This window comes from Klebsiella sp. C360, from assembly GCF_048822415.1.
GTDB lineage: Bacteria > Pseudomonadota > Gammaproteobacteria > Enterobacterales > Enterobacteriaceae > Klebsiella > Klebsiella quasipneumoniae.
The window spans coordinates 237171-252401 of record NZ_JBMEZZ010000001.1 but is presented as its reverse complement, the minus strand read 5'-3'; the positions used below and the strand labels follow the sequence as shown (position 1 = coordinate 252401).

The window sequence follows — 15231 nt, the reverse complement described above, 5'->3', positions numbered from 1 at the left end:
TTACTCCTTATTATGCGGGGAAGAGGGGGGTATCTTGCACAGCCCCTGGGCCGGGATCGCCATCGCGGCGTTGAACCGCGCTGATAAATTTTGCAGGCCAATCAGGGCGGTCAGCTCGGTGAGCGCCCGGGCGTCAAAATGCGCCGTCATCGCGCTGCGCAGGGCATCATCCACCTCCGGCGGCGTCTGACTGGCGGCTTCGGCATAGGTCAGCGCCAGACGCTCTTGCTCGCTAAACAGCGTACTGTTGCGCCAGTCGGCGACCGACAGCAGTTTGTCGCGACCTCCGCTCCGCGCCGCGAGGGTCATGCTGGTGATATCGATGCAGAATTCGCAGTGGCACAGCTGGGCGATGCGGGCGCTGACCAGCGAGCGCAGCACCGGATCCAGTGGCGAGCGGCGGCGTTCAATATAGCCGACGAACAGCGAGACCAGGTAAAACAGCCACGGGATCCGTCCCCACCAGCGAATGGGGCTCAGCACCTGGCCGTAATGACGACGGTGCAGCCAGGCCTGCGGACGAAGGATCAGAGGGACAGTATCCAGCGGGGGTAAGCTCATGGCGACGATCTCTTATGACGTTCACGGTAAATATTTTTGGCGATGGAGATGACCACCGCCAGGGCAAAAAGCAGCGAAAGGCCAGTGGCCAGCCAGAAGGCGCCTCCGGTCAGCAGGCTCCCGGCCCAGGAATAGACGATGGTCGCCGGCAGCTGTCCCACGCCGGTGGCCAGCATAAAGGGCCAGAAGCGCAGCGAAGTCAGTCCGGCGGCATAGCTGACCGGATCAAAAGGGACAAACGGCAGCAGGCGACAGACCAGGATCGTCTGCGGGCCAAAGCGGGCGAAATAGCCGTCGACGCTGCGCAGCACTGTGCGGCCGGTGAGTTTCTCCACCACCTCGCGCCCCAGCGCTCTGGCGATGCAGAAGCAGAGCCCGGCGCCGACCATGGCGCTGAACCACGACAGCGCGCCGCCCCAGAAGGCGCCGAACAGCGCGGCGTTCGCCAGGGTGATCAGGAAGGCCGGCAGCGGGGCGACGATCGCCTGGAGGATCATCAGCGCAAAAGAGACCAGCGCCGCCTGCGCCCCCCAGGCGGCGATAAAGTCTTTAACATGCTGGGGATCCAGCGACGCTAGCGCCGTCAGGCTGTGCTGCAGAAAGGCTCGCCCGCCGGGGAACCACAGCCAGGCGGCCAGAGCGGCAACGGCCACCACGGCGAGGGCCAGCCGGGCGCGGCGCAGGTGACGGCGATCAGGTCGGGTCATGGCGCACCTCCTCGCCGGGCGTTGCCACACGGCGGGCGCGGGCAAACCGTTTGCCCATCTGCACCAGGGCAAACAGCAGCCCACCAGCGAGGCTCAGCTTGAGCGCTAAGGCGAAGGTCGCCCCCTCGCGAGCCAGTTCGCTGGCCATCACCGAATAGATCACCAGGCCCGGCAGGGTGGTCACGGCGGAGATCAAGGTAAAAGGCCAGAAGGGGATCGCCGTCAGGCCGTAGGCGTAATTCTGAATGTTGTAGGGAAAGAGCGGCACCAGGCGGGTGAGGATCAGAAAATCGTTGCCGCTGCGGGCGATACCGCGCTCAATGGCCTGGAAGACGGCGGTATGGCCCACATAGCGCTGCAGCAGATCGCGCCCAAGCCAGCGGGCGATCAAAAACGACAGCGAAGAGGCGACAGTGGCGGCGGCAAACGAGAGCAGAGAGCCGGTCAGCGGGCCGAAGAGTATTCCGCCGGCGATCACCAGCAGGCTGCCGGGGATCAGGCACAGGGTGGCAATGATAAACAGCGCTGCATAGACCAGATAGCCCCAGGCGCCCTGATGGCGCAGGGTCTCCTGCAGCAGATGCAGGTGAGTCAGCAGATCGTGGAGACCGACGCGGTGGCTGATAACGGCCAGCGTGGCCGCCAGCGCGATGAGTCCCAGCCCTTTACCAATGGCCGGATGATGGCTTCTTTTTCATGAAGGGGTCTCCTGTACAGCCTGGACGCAGTGGACATTAAAAAGTGCGCGCGACAGTATCCTGTTCAGACGACGGCCACAATGGTTTACCGTCGCTTTGTTGATTTTGCTCAGGAAATTCTGCCCCCCGCGCGGCGGGAGGCAGGTCAGGACGTGGCTTACGGCCGGAAGGTGGCCCACACCGGCGCGTGGTCGGACGGTTTTTCCATTCCGCGGATCTCATAATCGATTCCGGTCTCCACGCAGCGCTGGGCCAGAGGCTGGCTGGCCAGCAGCAGGTCGATGCGCAGCCCGCGGTTATCGTCGAAGCCTTTGGAACGGTAATCAAACCACGAGAAGTGCTCCTGATTGTCCGGGTTAGCCTGACGCCAGGTATCCACCAGGCCCCAGCCCAGCAGGCGGTCCATCCATTCCCGCTCTTCCGGCAGGAAGGAACATTTGCCGGTGCGCAGCCAGCGTTTGCGGTTCTCTTCACCGATACCGATGTCGAGATCGGTAGGGCTGATGTTCATATCGCCCATGATCAGCACCGGATTCTCTTTATTGAGCTCGGTCTCCAGATAGTTCTGCAGATTCTGATAGAACGCCGCTTTGGCCGGGAATTTGGTCTCATGATCGCGGCTTTCACCTTGCGGGAAATAACCATTAATCACCGTAACGTTACCGAACGGCGACGGGATCTCGGCCATGATGATGCGGCGCTGAGCCTCTTCGCCATCGTCCGGGAAACCGCGGCGGACGGCAATCGGCGTCTCTTTGGTCAGCAGAGCGACGCCATAATGGCCTTTCTGGCCGTGATAAAAGACGTTATAGCCGAGTCTGGCGACCTCTTCGAGAGGGAACATATCGTCGTGAACTTTGGTTTCCTGCAGGCCAATCACGTCCGGCTGGTGCTTTTCGACGATGGCGGCCAGTTGGTGTGGGCGGGCGCGCAGGCCGTTGATATTAAAAGAGACGAATTTCATAGTCGCTGCCACTGTGCAAGGTGAATAGTGCAGGGATGGTAGCAGAAATTCGCCAGGCTGGCTGCCATCCGATGCGTCATTCTGCCAATCGCTGCGCATGAGCGTGCCGTGGGTGCCCCTTTTGCGGGCACGCCGCGCCAAAAAAGGGCAAATAGCTACGATAAATTTCGCAGAAGATCACAATTACAGAATTATATCTTACCTTTGCATAACTTATCTTCTTTAATCACTGTTCATCCCCCTGCATCGGATACTTATTCACTAAGTATGCATTTTATGTGAATAGCGCCAGGTTGTAACTCATTGATATTGCGTTATCTCATCCGGTTTATGCATTTTTATCGCTGGCTGGCACGAACCGTGCAATCTACATTTACAGCGTAATAACTCATATTTATTAACATTATTGCTACTTTTAATTTACCGGAAGAGGTCGATATGTCTCAGTCAATTACGCGTAACCACTTTGATGAATGGATGATGCCGGTCTACGCGCCAGCGGCTTTTATTCCGGTGCGGGGCGCCGGGTCGCGGCTGTGGGATCAGCAGGGCAAAGAGTATATCGATTTTGCCGGAGGCATCGCCGTAAACGCGCTGGGGCATGCGCATCCGCGGCTGGTGCAGGCCCTCACCGATCAGGCTGGCAAGTTCTGGCATACCGGCAATGGCTATACCAATGAGCCGATCCTGCGTCTGGCCAAAATGCTTATCGATGCCACCTTCGCCGACCGGGTCTTCTTCTGTAACTCCGGGGCCGAGGCCAATGAGGCGGCGCTCAAGCTGGCGCGTAAATATGCCCACGATCGCTTTGGCAGCGAGAAAAGCGGCATTGTCGCCTTCCAGAACGCCTTCCACGGGCGGACGCTGTTCACCGTTTCGGCAGGCGGTCAGCCGGCCTACTCCCGGGATTTTGCCCCGCTGCCGCCGCAGATCCAGCATGCGGTGTTTAACGATCTCGCGTCGGCAAAGGCCTTAATCAATGACCAAACCTGCGCGGTGATCGTCGAGCCGGTGCAGGGCGAAGGCGGCGTGGTGCCGGCCAGCGTCGAGTTTTTACGCGGCCTGCGCCAGCTTTGCGACCAGCACAACGCCCTGCTGATTTTCGATGAAGTGCAGACCGGGGTCGGGCGCACCGGCGAACTGTATGCCTATATGCACTACGGCGTGACCCCCGATGTGCTGACCACCGCCAAAGCGCTGGGCGGCGGCTTCCCCATCGGCGCGCTGCTGGCGACAGAGGCCTGCGCCAGCGTGATGACCGTCGGCACCCACGGCACCACCTACGGCGGTAACCCGCTGGCGGGGGCGGTGGCCGGCGAGCTGCTGTCGATCGTCAATACCCCGGAAGTGCTCTCCGGCGTCAGACAGCGCCATCAGTGGTTTTGCGAACGCCTGCAGGCGATCAACGCCCGCTATGGTCTGTTCAAGGAGATCCGCGGCCTGGGGCTGCTGATCGGCTGCGTGCTGAACGACGCCTGGGCCGGGAAGGCGAAAACCCTCAGCAACCTGGCGGCGGAAGAGGGTGTGATGATCCTGATCGCCGGCGCCAACGTGGTGCGTTTCGCGCCGGCGCTGAACGTAAGTGAAGAAGAGGTGAACAGCGGGCTGGATCGCGTCGAGCGGGCCTGCGCGCGATTCCTGGCGGGAGTTTCATCATGATGGTTATTCGACCGGTGGAGCCGGGCGATCTGCCCGGGCTGCTGAAGCTGGCGGCGGAGACCGGCGGCGGGCTGACCTCGCTGCCGGTGGATGAAGCCACCCTCGCGGCGCGGATCGCCCGCTCACAGCAAACCTGGCGCGGCGAGCTGCCGAAAAGCGAGCAGGGCTATGTCTTTGTGCTGGAAGAGAGCGAGAGCGGCGCAGTGGTGGGCATCTGCGCGATAGAGGTGGCGGTGGGGCTCAACGATCCCTGGTACAACTACCGGGTCGGCACCCAGGTCCATGCCTCGAAGGAGCTTAACGTCTATCAGGCGCTGCCGACGCTGTTTCTCAGTAACGACCACACCGGCAGCAGCGAGCTGTGTACCCTGTTCCTCGACCCGCAGTGGCGCAAAGAGGGTAATGGCTATCTGCTGTCGAAATCGCGCTTCTTATTTATGGCCGCCTTTCGCGAGCGCTTTAATGAGAAGGTGGTTGCCGAGATGCGCGGGGTGATTGACGAGCACGGCTATTCCCCGTTCTGGGAGAGCCTGGGCAAACGCTTTTTCGCCATGGAGTTTTCCCGCGCCGACTACCTGTGCGGCACCGGACAGAAGGCTTTCATTGCCGCCCTGATGCCCAAGCACCCGCTGTATATCGATTTCCTCACCCCCGAGGCGCAGGCGGTGATCGGCAAGGTCCACCCGCAGACCGCCCCGGCCCGGACGGTGCTGGAGAAAGAGGGGTTCCGCTACCTGAACTACATCGATATTTTCGACGGCGGCCCGACCCTGGAGTGCGATATTGACCGGGTGCGGGCGATCCGCAAAAGCCGTCTGGTGACCACCGAGGCCGGCGAAACGCCGCCCGGCGACGGGCCGCTGTGCCTGGTGGCGAACGAACAGTACCACCAGTTCCGCGCCCTGCTGGTGCATGCCGACCCGGATGGCGACACCCTGACCCTCAGCGCCCGCGAGCTGGATATGCTGAAGTGTCATGCCGGCGACCAGGTGCGCATGGTGCGCCTGATCCCTGAGGAGAAAACCGCATGAGTCTGTGGATTAACGGCGAGTGGCGGCCCGGCGATGGGCCGCGCTTCAGCAAACAGGATCCGGTCAACCTGAAGGTTGTCTGGCAGGGAGAGGCGGCGGACGCCGGGCAGGTCGCCGAGGCGGTGGCGGCTGCCCGCCAGGCGTTCCCGGCCTGGGCGCGGCTGCCGTTTGCCGACCGCCAGGTCATCGTCGAAAAGTTTGCCGCGCTGCTGGAGGCCAGCAAGGCGGAGCTGACGGCGATTATCGGCGCCGAGACCGGAAAGCCGCGCTGGGAGGCGGCCGGGGAAGTGACGGCGATGATCAACAAGGTGGCGATCTCGGTGAAGGCGTACCACACCCGCACCGGCGAACAGCACAGCGATCTGCCCGATGGCGCCGCGACGCTGCGTCACCGGCCGCATGGCGTGCTGGCGGTCTTTGGCCCCTATAACTTTCCCGGCCATCTGCCGAACGGGCATATCGTGCCAGCGCTGCTGGCGGGCAATACCGTGGTGTTTAAACCCAGCGAACTCACCCCGCACAGTGGCGAAGCGGTGGTGAAGCTGTGGGAGCAGGCCGGCCTGCCCGCCGGGGTGCTCAACCTGCTGCAGGGCGGTCGGGAAACCGGCGAGGCGCTCAGCGGCCAGGCGGATATCGACGGGCTGCTGTTTACCGGCAGCTCGACCACCGGTTTTCATCTGCATCGCCAGCTGGCCGGACAGCCGCAGAAGATCCTCGCGCTGGAGATGGGCGGCAATAACCCGCTGATCGTCGACGATCCGCGGGACGTCGATGCCGCGGTGCATCTGACCATCCAGTCCGCCTTTATTACCGCCGGCCAGCGCTGCACCTGCGCCCGGCGTCTGCTGGTCCGGCGCGGAGAGGCGGGAGATGCTTTCCTCTCCAGGCTGGTGACGGTGAGCCAACGGCTGATCCCCGCGGCGTGGGACGCCGAGCCGCAGCCGTTTCTCGGCGGGCTTATCTCTGAACAGGCCGCGCAGAAAGTGCATCAGGCCTGGCTGCAGCGGATCGCCGCTGGCGCAGCCACCCTACTGGAGCCGCGCTTATTGCAGGCCGGGACGTCGCTGCTGACGCCGGGGATTGTCGACATGAGCGACGTGGCCCAGGTCGAGGATGAAGAGGTGTTCGGCCCGCTGCTTGGCGTCTGGCGCTACGACACTTTCGAGGAGGCGATTGCCCTGGCCAATGCCACCCGCTTCGGGCTCTCCTGCGGGTTAATTTCCCCGGAACGGGAGAAGTTCGATCGGCTGCTGCTCGAGGCGCGGGCCGGGATAGTCAACTGGAACAAACCGCTGACCGGGGCGGCGAGTACTGCGCCGTTCGGCGGCACCGGGGCCTCTGGCAATCATCGCCCCGGGGCCTGGTATGCCGCCGATTATTGCGCCTGGCCGATGGCCAGTCTCGAATCGCCGACCCTGACGCTGCCCGCCAGTCTCAATCCAGGGCTCGACTTTCGGGCCGGGGAGGCGTCATGACCGCCCGCGAAGTCAACTTTGACGGTCTGCCCGGACTGACCCATCACTACGCCGGGCTCTCCTTTGGCAATGAGGCCTCCACCCGGCACCGCTTTCGGGTGTCGAACCCGCAGCTGGCGGCAAAGCAGGGGCTAAAAAAAATGAAAGCCCTCGCCGACGCCGGCTATCCGCAGGCGGTGATCCCCCCTCAGGAGCGGCCCAACGTGCCGCTCCTGCGTCAGCTGGGCTTTAGCGGCAGCGATGAACAGGTGGTGGCTCGCGCGGCTCAGCAGGATCCGGATCTGCTGTCGGCGGTGAGTTCGGCCTCGGCGATGTGGGTGGCCAACGCTGCGACGGTCTGTCCCTCCGCCGATTCGCTGGATGGCCTGGTACACCTGACGGTGGCGAATCTGCAGGATAAATTCCACCGCGCCAGCGAAGCCCCCACCACCGGGGCGTTGCTGCAGGCGATCTTCCCGGACCGCACGCGATTTGCCATCCATCCGGCGCTGCCTGCCTCGGCATGGTTTGGCGACGAAGGGGCGGCGAACCATAACCGTCTCGGCGGCGAATATGGCGCCCCCGGCGTTCAGCTCTTTGTCTATGGCCGCCGCCGGGGAAGCGAAGAGGCGCCGCGTCGCTATCCGGCGCGGCAAACCCTTGAGGCCAGCCAGGCGGTGGCGCGCCTTAACCAGGTCAATCCCCGCCAGCTGATCTTCGCCCGCCAGCATCCGGCGGTGATCGACATGGGGGTTTTTCATAACGATGTCATCGCGGTGAGCAATCGTCAGGTCCTGTTCTGCCATGAGCAGGCCTTTGCCGACCAGAACGCGGTTTTGCAGCAGCTGGCGCAGCAGGTGCCGGGCTTCACCCCGCTGGTGGTTCCCGCCAGCCGGGTCACGGTGGAAGAGGCGGTTGCCACCTATCTGTTCAACAGCCAGCTGTTGAGCCGGGCGGACGGCAGCATGGCGCTGATTCTGCCCCAGGAAGCCCAGGCGCATCCGGGCGTGTGGAACTATCTCAATGAGCTGCTGGCCGGGGATAACCCCATCGCCGCGCTGCAGGTTTTTGATCTGCGCGAGAGTATGGCCAACGGCGGCGGTCCGGCGTGCCTGCGCCTGCGGGTAGTGTTGACGGCCGAGGAGTATCAGGCGGTCAATCCGCACGTCCTGATGAACGATACGCTGTTTGCCACCCTCAATGATTGGGTGGATCGCTACTATCGCGATCGTCTCACCCAGGCCGACCTCGCCGACCCCCAGCTGCTGCGGGAAGGGCGCGACGCGCTGGATCGGTTGACCCAGATCCTGCAGCTCGGTTCGGTTTATCCATTTCAGCAATAAGGGGGCGCGGTGGAACACTTTCTGGCATTAACCCTGGCGGGGCGTTTGCCCCATCACTTTCACGGCGAGACGGCCCATTTTCGCTGGCACTGGCTTGGGGAGGGGATCCTTGAGCTGACGCCGCATGCGCGCTGCGAGCGCGGGCTGGTGCTCTCCTGCGCCATCCATGGCAACGAAACGGCGCCGGTGGAGATTGTCGACCGGCTGGTGCAGCGGCTGGTTCGGGAGGAACTCCCCCTGCGCTGGCGGCTGCTGGTGATCGTCGGTAACCCGCCGGCGCTGCGGGCGAATAAACGCTATCTGCACAGCGATATGAACCGGATGTTTGGCGAGCGCTGGCGGCAATTCCCGGCCAGCGAGGAGACGCAGCGGGCGCAGCGGCTGGAGCAGGCGGTGGGCCGCTTCTATCGCGACCACGATGGTCCGCGCTGGCACCTCGATCTGCATACCGCGATCCGCGGGTCGCTGCATCCGCGCTTCGGGGTGCTCCCGGCCCGCGATACGCCCTGGGAGGAGGATTTTCTTCACTGGCTGGGCGGCGCCGGGCTGGAGGCGTTGGTGTTTCATCGCCAGCCAGGCGGGACCTTCACCCACTTCAGCTGCGAGCGGTTCGCGGCGCTGGCCTGCACCCTTGAGCTGGGCAAAGCGCTGCCGTTGGGGGAAAACGATCTGACGCAGTTTGCCGCCGCCGAGGGGGCTATCTCCCGGCTGCTGGTGGGGGATCTGGCCATTGCCGACGGCCCGGCGCCGTTGCGCTACCGGGTGGTGCAGCAGATCACCCGCCATAGCGATGATTTCCGTCTGCATATGGCGGATCGGACGCTGAACTTCACCCCCTTCGCCCCAGGCACGCTGCTGGCGGAGGAGGGGGAGATGCGGTATGTGGTGGGGACAGAGCCGGAGTATGTTCTGTTTCCCAATCCGGCGGTGGCGAGGGGGCTGCGCGCTGGCCTGATGCTGGAAAAATTACCCTGAGGGCAAGCCGTCCGCCGGGCGGCCTGCTTAATTTCGCGCGTCGTTTTACATCTTCTTATTTTTTTGTGCGCCAGTGTAAATTTGCAGATTATTCCTGGTAAAATGCTTTGTTTTTAATCTCTCCTCCTTTATACTCTCCATAATTTCTCTGCAAAACAGTAGGTTATTTATTTTTTATTGCAATTCCTCGTTCAAATTCCTTATTTTCTCCATAATTGGTGAGAAACTGTTTTTTACACTTTCATTGTTTTACTCTTGCTCTGACTAATTGACGATTAACGTCGTAAAGTTAATCTCGTCAACACGGCAACGCGCCGTAAGAATAACGTAAAGTAAGGATTGAATGATGAAGAAACTCACTGCACTGTTTGTTGCCTCTACTCTGGCTCTGGGCGCGGCTAACCTGGCTCACGCCGCCGATACCACCACCGCGCCGAGCGACAGCAAGCCGATGATGATGCATCATAAAGGCGGCCCGGGTCAGCATGACATGATGTTTAAAGGCCTCAACCTGACCGATGCGCAGAAGCAGCAGATCCGCGACATCATGAAGAGCCAGCGCGAAAACATGAAGCGTCCGTCCCTTGACGAACGCCGCGCGATGCACGAGCTGATCGCTAGCGATACCTTCGACAAGGCGAAAGCGGAAGCGCAGATCGATAAGATGGAGGCGCAGCATAAAGCGATGGCGCTGTCCCGCCTGGAAACGCAGAACAAGATCTACAACATTCTGACCCCAGAGCAGAAAAAACAGTTCAATGCCAATTTTGAGAAGCATCTGACAGAACGCAACGCGCCGGCAGGTAAAATGCCTGCACCCGCTGAATAATGTAGCGTACTGAATCAAGACCGCCGGTCTTGCCCAATAATGCCATCAGGCGTTGGGCAGGGCCGGCGGTTTTTTCTTTCTGGCTTCTCAGCTAAGCGGGTGCAGCGGGTAGTTGCCGCTGAGCAGAGGCTTACAGAGAATTTTGTAACCATCCTGGTCGAATCCGGCGGGCAGGCGGGTGAGCTCAGCGGCCTGGTCGAGCGAGTCGACGGCCCCCAGCCACAGCCAGTTATGAATGACATGATACTGCGTCATATCAGGGCCGCGCTCCTCCAGCGCCACCGGTCCTGCCCAAGGCCAGCACACCAGCTGCAGCTTGCTCATCTGCGCCAGCAGACGCTGGCGGTGCGCCTCCACGCTCTCCTTTCCACAGCAGGCGCCGGCGCAGCGGCCCAGCGCGGATCGAAAGCAGGCGCGGCCGCGGCTGAGCGGCTCCAGACCGAGCAGGCCATAACAGAGGCGCTGTTCGTCAGCGAGGCTCTGCAGCATCTGCAGCGCCGCCCGCCGGTTGGCGAACAGACCATAGAGATGCTGCTGATGAGAGAAATCAACCTCGCGGGCATAGACAATCTGCGGCCGGTCGTCCGCAAGCAGCCAGGCGCAGAGTTGCTTGTTACGCCGTAGCCGCTTGTTAAACAGCGGCTGCTGCTCTTTAATTAACCGCGCCTCCAGCAGCAGGGCCCCCAGCTCGCCAGCGGTGCGCTGCCAGGTAATACGCCGGGACTGACGCAGCATCGCGGCCTCTTCAGGCGTGCGCAGGTGGGAGAGCACCCGGCTGCGCAGGTTAACGCTCTTGCCGATATAGAGCGGCATCGTGTCGCTGTCGCCATGAAATTGATAGATGCCCGGCAGCTTCGGCAGCGCCTCCAGCCACGGGCGAAGGTGTTCGGGATATTCATAGATCGCCGCCGCCTCAAACTCCAGACGCGGGGCAGATTGCTTTCTGGCCACAATAACTCCTGATACTGTCTATCTATCCAGTATAGCAGGCGGTTTTTGCGGCGAAAAGCGCAAAAAATAACCCCGGCGCGGGCCGGGGCGGGGGAGGGACTATTTTTTCCAGAAATCGTCAAAGACGGTGATGGGCGGCCGACGCTTGTGTTCGGTTTTCAGATACCAGCCTTCGATCGTTTTGGCGATGCTGGGGTCCAGCGTTTTGCCTTCCAGATAGTCGTCGATATTCTCATAGGTGACCCCCAGCGCCACTTCATCCGGCAGGGAGGGGCGATCGTCTTCCAGATCGGCGGTCGGCAGTTTCTTATACAGATGTTCCGGGCAGCCGAGATGGGCCAGCAGCTGTTTGCCCTGACGTTTGTTCAGGCGGAAGATCGGGTTGATGTCGGTGCCGCCGTCGCCATATTTAGTGAAGAAGCCGGTAATCGCTTCCGCCGCATGGTCGGTGCCGACCACCACCCCTTTGGTCATCCCGGCGATGCTGTACTGGGCTTTCATGCGCTCACGGGCTTTTTCGTTGCCGCGAACGAAGTCGCTCAGTTCGATCCCCGCTTCGCGCAGGGCCTGTTCGCTTGCCAGGACCGAGGCTTTGATATTCACCGTCAACACGCGGTCAGGCTGAATAAAGGCGATGGCATCCTGGCAGTCCTGCTCATCCGCCTGCACGCCGTAGGGTAAACGGACGGCGATAAACTGCAGGCTGCTGTCGCCAGTTTCGGCGCGCAGTTCATTGATCGCCATCTGGCACAGTTTCCCCGTCAGGGTCGAGTCCTGGCCGCCGCTGATACCCAGCACCAGCGATTTAATAAAAGGGTAAGTCTGCAGATAGGATTTCAGGAAATCGACGCTGCGGCGGATCTCGCCTGCGGCATCAATCTGCGGCTTCGCGCCCAGCGCCTGAATAATCTCTTGTTGTAGCGTCATCGCGCCCTCCGAAAGTGAATCTGTTTGGCAACCTGTTGGCTTAAAGCTACCTCTTTGCCGCTGAAACGACAAGGACCGGGGTTTTGACTGCCGGAAAAGAAGGCAATCAATGACATAGGATTTCATTATAGATGCCCGCGCGCAGGAGAAAGCGCCGGTCGTCGGCGGAGCGTCAATCCTGTTTACGCAATAACACAATCAGACATGATTTCGCTGTTCGGCTTGAAAAATAACACTATTTATTCCAGGCTTATCGTTACACAGTGGAAGAGAGGAACCAAAATGAACAAAAGCTTAGCAGGAATACTGGGCGTCACCGTCGCGTTAACCTTACTCGCGGGCTGTACCGCTTACGATCGTACCAAAGACCAGTTTACCCAGCCGGTGGTGAAAGATGTGAAGAAAGGAATGTCGCGTGAGCAGGTGATGCAGATCGCTGGCAAACCTTCAACGGAAGTGACGATGGTCCATGCCCGCGGCACCTGCCAGACCTACATCCTCGGTCAACGAGATGGTAAAGTGGAGACCTACTTTGTGGCCCTCGACGAAACGGGGCACGTGATGAACTCCGGCTACCAGACCTGCGCTGAGTATGATACGGATCCGCGCAACGCTAAGTAAGCGCCCTACTGTTGACTGAGTTGTACGTAAGCCCGACCACTGGTCGGGCTTTTTTGTGAGTCCTGATGCTTATTTAATTGCGCGAATTATTTGGATGAAAATGTGAGGGTAGTCAAAACCGGAGGTCAATGAGAGACAATTCTGTTCAACAGGGAATTATCACGACGGCTCAGGTTGCCGTATACTCAACCCATAAACAGAATTAACCGGATGTTACCAGTCTTACCGGCTCTCAGCGGTTACTGAAGGCCCTGGTCTCACACATTGAGGAAGCGTTCATGGAAAAGAAACACATTTATCTGTTCTGCTCGGCAGGCATGTCCACGTCACTGCTGGTCTCCAAAATGCGGGCGCAGGCGGAAAAATACGAAGTCCCGGTCATTATTGAAGCCTATCCTGAGACTCTCGCGGGTGAAAAGGGACCGGAAGCCGACGTTGTATTATTAGGGCCACAAATTGCGTATATGTTACCGGAAATTCAGCGCCTGCTGCCGAATAAACCGGTAGAAGTCATCGATTCTCTTCTGTATGGCAAGGTGGATGGTTTAGGGGTGTTGAAAGCCGCCGTCGCGGCCATTAAGAAAGCTGCAGCACAATAATTTTAAATTTTAAAACTCGATATATTTTGACGCCTGGCGGCATCCCGTTGCCGGGTGTCAAAGAATAAAGAGTTTATTTTCCCGTCAAAGAGTAATTTCATACATCATCGCCGTAATAGTTTATTGCGGCTTTTAAGGGTATTGACTATGAGTAAAGTGATCGACTCGCTTGAAAAGGTACTCCTTCCTTTTGCAGTGAAAATAGGAAAGCAGCCGCATATTAATGCGATTAAAAATGGATTCATTAAATTAATGCCGTTGACCCTCGCCGGGGCCATGTTTGTATTAATTAACAACGTTTTTCTGAGCTTCGGCGAAGGCTCTTTCTTTTATTCCATGGGCATTCGCCTGGATGCCTCCACCATTGAAACCTTAAACGGTTTTAAGGCTATCGGCGGTAACGTCTATAACGGCACCCTCGGCATTATGTCGCTGATGGCGCCATTCTTTATTGGCTCCGCGCTGGCGGAAGAGCGCAAAGTCGACCCGATGGCCGCAGGCCTGTTGGCGGTCGCGGCCTTCATGACCGTGACCCCGTATAGCGTGGGCGAAGCCTATGCCGTCGGCGCCAACTGGCTGGGCGGGCAGAACATCATCTCCGGCATGATTATCGGTCTGGTCGTCGCGGAGCTGTTCACCTTCGTGATCCGTCGCAACTGGGTGATCAGACTGCCGGACAGCGTGCCGGGGTCGGTATCGCGCTCTTTCTCCGCGCTGATCCCTGGCTTCTTGATCCTCTCCATCTTCGGCATTATCTCGTGGGCCCTGTCGAGCTACGGCAGCAACTTCCACCAGATCATCATGGACTCCATCTCTACGCCGCTGGCGGCGATGGGCAGCGTGGTCGGCTGGGCATACGTCATCTTTAACTCCCTGCTGTGGTTCTTCGGGGTGCACGGTTCGCTGGCGCTGACCGCGCTGGATAACGGCATCATGACGCCGTGGGCGCTGGAAAACATCGCGCTGTACAACCAGTACGGATCGGTTGATGCGGCGATCGAAGCGGGTAAACAGTTCCACTTCTGGGCCAAGCCGATGCTCGACTCCTACATCCTGCTGGGAGGTTCCGGGGCGACGCTGGGTCTGATCATCGCCATCTTTATCGCTTCCCGCCGCGCTGACCATCGTCAGGTTGCGAAGCTGGCGCTGCCGTCAGGCATCTTCCAGATTAACGAACCGATTCTGTTTGGCCTGCCGATCATCATGAACCCGGTCATGTTCATCCCGTTCGTGCTGGTCCAGCCGATTCTGGCGGCCATTACTCTCGCGGCCTACAGCCTGGGGATTATCCCACCGGTGACCAACCTGGCTCCGTGGACCATGCCAACTGGCCTGGGGGCGTTCTTCAACAGTAACGGCAGCGTCGCCGCTCTGCTGGTCGCCCTGTTCAACCTTGGCGTCTCCACCCTGGTCTACCTGCCGTTTGTGGTGCTGTCGAATAAAGCGCAGACCGTCATCGAGCAGGAAGAGAGCGAAGAAGACATCGCCAACGCACTGAAATTCTGATACCGCGCGGTACGGGCAGCGTCCCGTACCGCCTGAGAAATGAGGGAAATATTATGTTTGATCTGGACAACATCGACGCGGTAGAGACCCCGGAAAACGACCTCGAAGAGGTGGTGATGGGGCTGATTATCAACTCCGGACAAGCCCGTAGCCTGGCCTATGCCGCGCTAAAACAGGCCAAGCAGGGAGATTTTGCCGCGGCGAAATCGATGATGGAGCAATCGCGTCAGGCACTGAGCGAGGCGCATCGCGTGCAGACCCAGCTTATCGAAAGCGACGAGGGCGAAGGGAAAATGAAGGTCAGCCTGGTGCTGGTGCATGCTCAGGATCACCTGATGACCTCCATGCTGGCCCGCGAGCTGGTTGCGGAATTGATTGAGCTGCACGAGAAGGTACAATAGGCCAT

General features: G+C 60.1%; 18 protein-coding genes. 12 read left to right on the top strand and 6 right to left on the bottom strand.

Annotated features, from left to right (window positions below; genetic code table 11):
- The 3 genes from ACOI7D_RS01190 to ACOI7D_RS01180 are packed head-to-tail and all read right to left on the bottom strand — an operon-like array spanning window position 1 to window position 1893.
- Window positions 1–561, bottom strand: coding sequence for a carboxymuconolactone decarboxylase family protein (locus ACOI7D_RS01190; protein WP_060591049.1), 561 nt, complete (start codon window positions 559–561; stop codon window positions 1–3).
- Window positions 558–1268: a TVP38/TMEM64 family protein gene (locus ACOI7D_RS01185; protein WP_023289290.1), complete on the bottom strand. Its 711-nt coding sequence runs from the start codon at window positions 1266–1268 to the stop codon at window positions 558–560. Before ACOI7D_RS01185 ends, ACOI7D_RS01190 begins: the two co-directional genes overlap by 4 nt.
- Complete coding sequence (locus ACOI7D_RS01180; protein ID WP_226453186.1) at window positions 1255–1893, bottom strand: TVP38/TMEM64 family protein; 639 nt, start codon at window positions 1891–1893, stop codon at window positions 1255–1257. The genes ACOI7D_RS01185 and ACOI7D_RS01180 overlap by 14 nt, the downstream gene beginning before the upstream one ends.
- On the opposite strand from ACOI7D_RS01180, the gene ACOI7D_RS01175 reads away from it, so the two are divergent.
- Window positions 1825–1968, top strand: a complete 144-nt coding sequence (locus ACOI7D_RS01175) for a hypothetical protein (RefSeq protein ID WP_023289292.1) — start codon at window positions 1825–1827, stop codon at window positions 1966–1968. The genes ACOI7D_RS01180 and ACOI7D_RS01175 overlap by 69 nt on opposite strands.
- Before the next feature lie 155 nt (window positions 1969–2123).
- On the opposite strand, the gene xthA is transcribed toward ACOI7D_RS01175, so the two are convergent.
- A complete protein-coding gene (gene xthA, locus ACOI7D_RS01170; RefSeq protein WP_023289293.1) occupies window positions 2124–2930 on the bottom strand; it encodes an exodeoxyribonuclease III in 807 nt (268 codons plus the stop codon).
- Between the two features lie 438 nt (window positions 2931–3368).
- Between xthA and astC the strand changes: the two genes are divergently transcribed.
- From astC to spy, 6 genes are all read left to right on the top strand, one after another.
- A complete protein-coding gene (astC, locus tag ACOI7D_RS01165; RefSeq protein ID WP_023289294.1) occupies window positions 3369–4589 on the top strand; it encodes an aspartate aminotransferase family protein in 1221 nt (406 codons plus the stop codon).
- The gene (gene astA / locus ACOI7D_RS01160) at window positions 4586–5620 is read left to right on the top strand and encodes an arginine N-succinyltransferase (RefSeq protein WP_023289295.1); all 1035 of its coding nucleotides are present in this window, start codon (window positions 4586–4588) and stop codon (window positions 5618–5620) included. Before astC ends, astA begins: the two co-directional genes overlap by 4 nt.
- Complete coding sequence (astD, locus tag ACOI7D_RS01155) at window positions 5617–7095, top strand: succinylglutamate-semialdehyde dehydrogenase (protein WP_087848730.1); 1479 nt, start codon at window positions 5617–5619, stop codon at window positions 7093–7095. Before astA ends, astD begins: the two co-directional genes overlap by 4 nt.
- Window positions 7092–8417 carry an N-succinylarginine dihydrolase gene (gene astB, locus ACOI7D_RS01150; protein WP_109547478.1) on the top strand — a complete coding sequence of 442 codons (1326 nt, stop codon included), beginning with the start codon at window positions 7092–7094 and terminating at the stop codon, window positions 8415–8417. The genes astD and astB overlap by 4 nt, the downstream gene beginning before the upstream one ends.
- Before the next feature lie 9 nt (window positions 8418–8426).
- A complete protein-coding gene (gene astE / locus ACOI7D_RS01145; protein WP_087827914.1) occupies window positions 8427–9392 on the top strand; it encodes a succinylglutamate desuccinylase in 966 nt (321 codons plus the stop codon).
- Between the two features lie 343 nt (window positions 9393–9735).
- On the top strand, window positions 9736–10221 hold the full coding sequence (gene spy / locus ACOI7D_RS01140; RefSeq protein ID WP_072096650.1) for an ATP-independent periplasmic protein-refolding chaperone Spy: 486 nt from the start codon (window positions 9736–9738) through the stop codon (window positions 10219–10221).
- Window positions 10222–10308: 87 nt separating this feature from the next.
- Here spy and cho read toward each other — a convergent pair whose 3' ends face one another.
- Window positions 10309–11172 (bottom strand): excinuclease Cho, encoded by an 864-nt coding sequence (cho, locus tag ACOI7D_RS01135; RefSeq protein ID WP_109547477.1) that lies wholly within the window; start codon window positions 11170–11172, stop codon window positions 10309–10311.
- Window positions 11173–11271: 99 nt separating this feature from the next.
- The gene (nadE, locus tag ACOI7D_RS01130) at window positions 11272–12099 is read right to left on the bottom strand and encodes an ammonia-dependent NAD(+) synthetase (RefSeq protein ID WP_023289301.1); all 828 of its coding nucleotides are present in this window, start codon (window positions 12097–12099) and stop codon (window positions 11272–11274) included.
- Window positions 12100–12381: 282 nt separating this feature from the next.
- Between nadE and osmE the strand changes: the two genes are divergently transcribed.
- The 5 genes from osmE to chbA all read left to right on the top strand — a co-directional run bounded on the left by osmE (window position 12382) and on the right by chbA (window position 15226).
- The gene (gene osmE, locus ACOI7D_RS01125) at window positions 12382–12720 is read left to right on the top strand and encodes an osmotically-inducible lipoprotein OsmE (protein ID WP_023289302.1); all 339 of its coding nucleotides are present in this window, start codon (window positions 12382–12384) and stop codon (window positions 12718–12720) included.
- Window positions 12721–12998: 278 nt separating this feature from the next.
- The gene (chbB, locus tag ACOI7D_RS01120; protein ID WP_002901547.1) at window positions 12999–13319 is read left to right on the top strand and encodes a PTS N,N'-diacetylchitobiose transporter subunit IIB; all 321 of its coding nucleotides are present in this window, start codon (window positions 12999–13001) and stop codon (window positions 13317–13319) included.
- A gap of 19 nt (window positions 13320–13338) precedes the next feature.
- Complete coding sequence (locus ACOI7D_RS01115) at window positions 13339–13455, top strand: hypothetical protein (protein ID WP_162543158.1); 117 nt, start codon at window positions 13339–13341, stop codon at window positions 13453–13455.
- Between the two features lie 11 nt (window positions 13456–13466).
- Window positions 13467–14825, top strand: a complete 1359-nt coding sequence (gene chbC / locus ACOI7D_RS01110) for a PTS N,N'-diacetylchitobiose transporter subunit IIC (RefSeq protein ID WP_004203823.1) — start codon at window positions 13467–13469, stop codon at window positions 14823–14825.
- 53 nt (window positions 14826–14878) lie between these two features.
- Window positions 14879–15226, top strand: a complete 348-nt coding sequence (chbA, locus tag ACOI7D_RS01105; protein ID WP_023289303.1) for a PTS N,N'-diacetylchitobiose transporter subunit IIA — start codon at window positions 14879–14881, stop codon at window positions 15224–15226.
- Window positions 15227–15231 lie beyond the last annotated feature (5 nt).

What these genes read in the sequence shown, in the direction of transcription:
- ACOI7D_RS01190 (WP_060591049.1), bottom strand. Translation starts at nt 561, where the DNA reads ATGAGCTTACCCCCGCTGGATACTGTCCCTCTGATCCTTCGTCCGCAG.
- ACOI7D_RS01185 (WP_023289290.1), bottom strand. Translation starts at nt 1,268, where the DNA reads ATGACCCGACCTGATCGCCGTCACCTGCGCCGCGCCCGGCTGGCCCTC.
- ACOI7D_RS01175 (WP_023289292.1), top strand. Translation starts at nt 1,825, where the DNA reads ATGGCGCAGGGTCTCCTGCAGCAGATGCAGGTGAGTCAGCAGATCGTG.
- xthA (WP_023289293.1), bottom strand. Translation starts at nt 2,930, where the DNA reads ATGAAATTCGTCTCTTTTAATATCAACGGCCTGCGCGCCCGCCCACAC.
- astC (WP_023289294.1), top strand. Translation starts at nt 3,369, where the DNA reads ATGTCTCAGTCAATTACGCGTAACCACTTTGATGAATGGATGATGCCG.
- astA (WP_023289295.1), top strand. Translation starts at nt 4,586, where the DNA reads ATGATGGTTATTCGACCGGTGGAGCCGGGCGATCTGCCCGGGCTGCTG.
- astD (WP_087848730.1), top strand. Translation starts at nt 5,617, where the DNA reads ATGAGTCTGTGGATTAACGGCGAGTGGCGGCCCGGCGATGGGCCGCGC.
- astB (WP_109547478.1), top strand. Translation starts at nt 7,092, where the DNA reads ATGACCGCCCGCGAAGTCAACTTTGACGGTCTGCCCGGACTGACCCAT.
- spy (WP_072096650.1), top strand. Translation starts at nt 9,736, where the DNA reads ATGATGAAGAAACTCACTGCACTGTTTGTTGCCTCTACTCTGGCTCTG.
- nadE (WP_023289301.1), bottom strand. Translation starts at nt 12,099, where the DNA reads ATGACGCTACAACAAGAGATTATTCAGGCGCTGGGCGCGAAGCCGCAG.
- osmE (WP_023289302.1), top strand. Translation starts at nt 12,382, where the DNA reads ATGAACAAAAGCTTAGCAGGAATACTGGGCGTCACCGTCGCGTTAACC.
- chbB (WP_002901547.1), top strand. Translation starts at nt 12,999, where the DNA reads ATGGAAAAGAAACACATTTATCTGTTCTGCTCGGCAGGCATGTCCACG.
- chbC (WP_004203823.1), top strand. Translation starts at nt 13,467, where the DNA reads ATGAGTAAAGTGATCGACTCGCTTGAAAAGGTACTCCTTCCTTTTGCA.
- chbA (WP_023289303.1), top strand. Translation starts at nt 14,879, where the DNA reads ATGTTTGATCTGGACAACATCGACGCGGTAGAGACCCCGGAAAACGAC.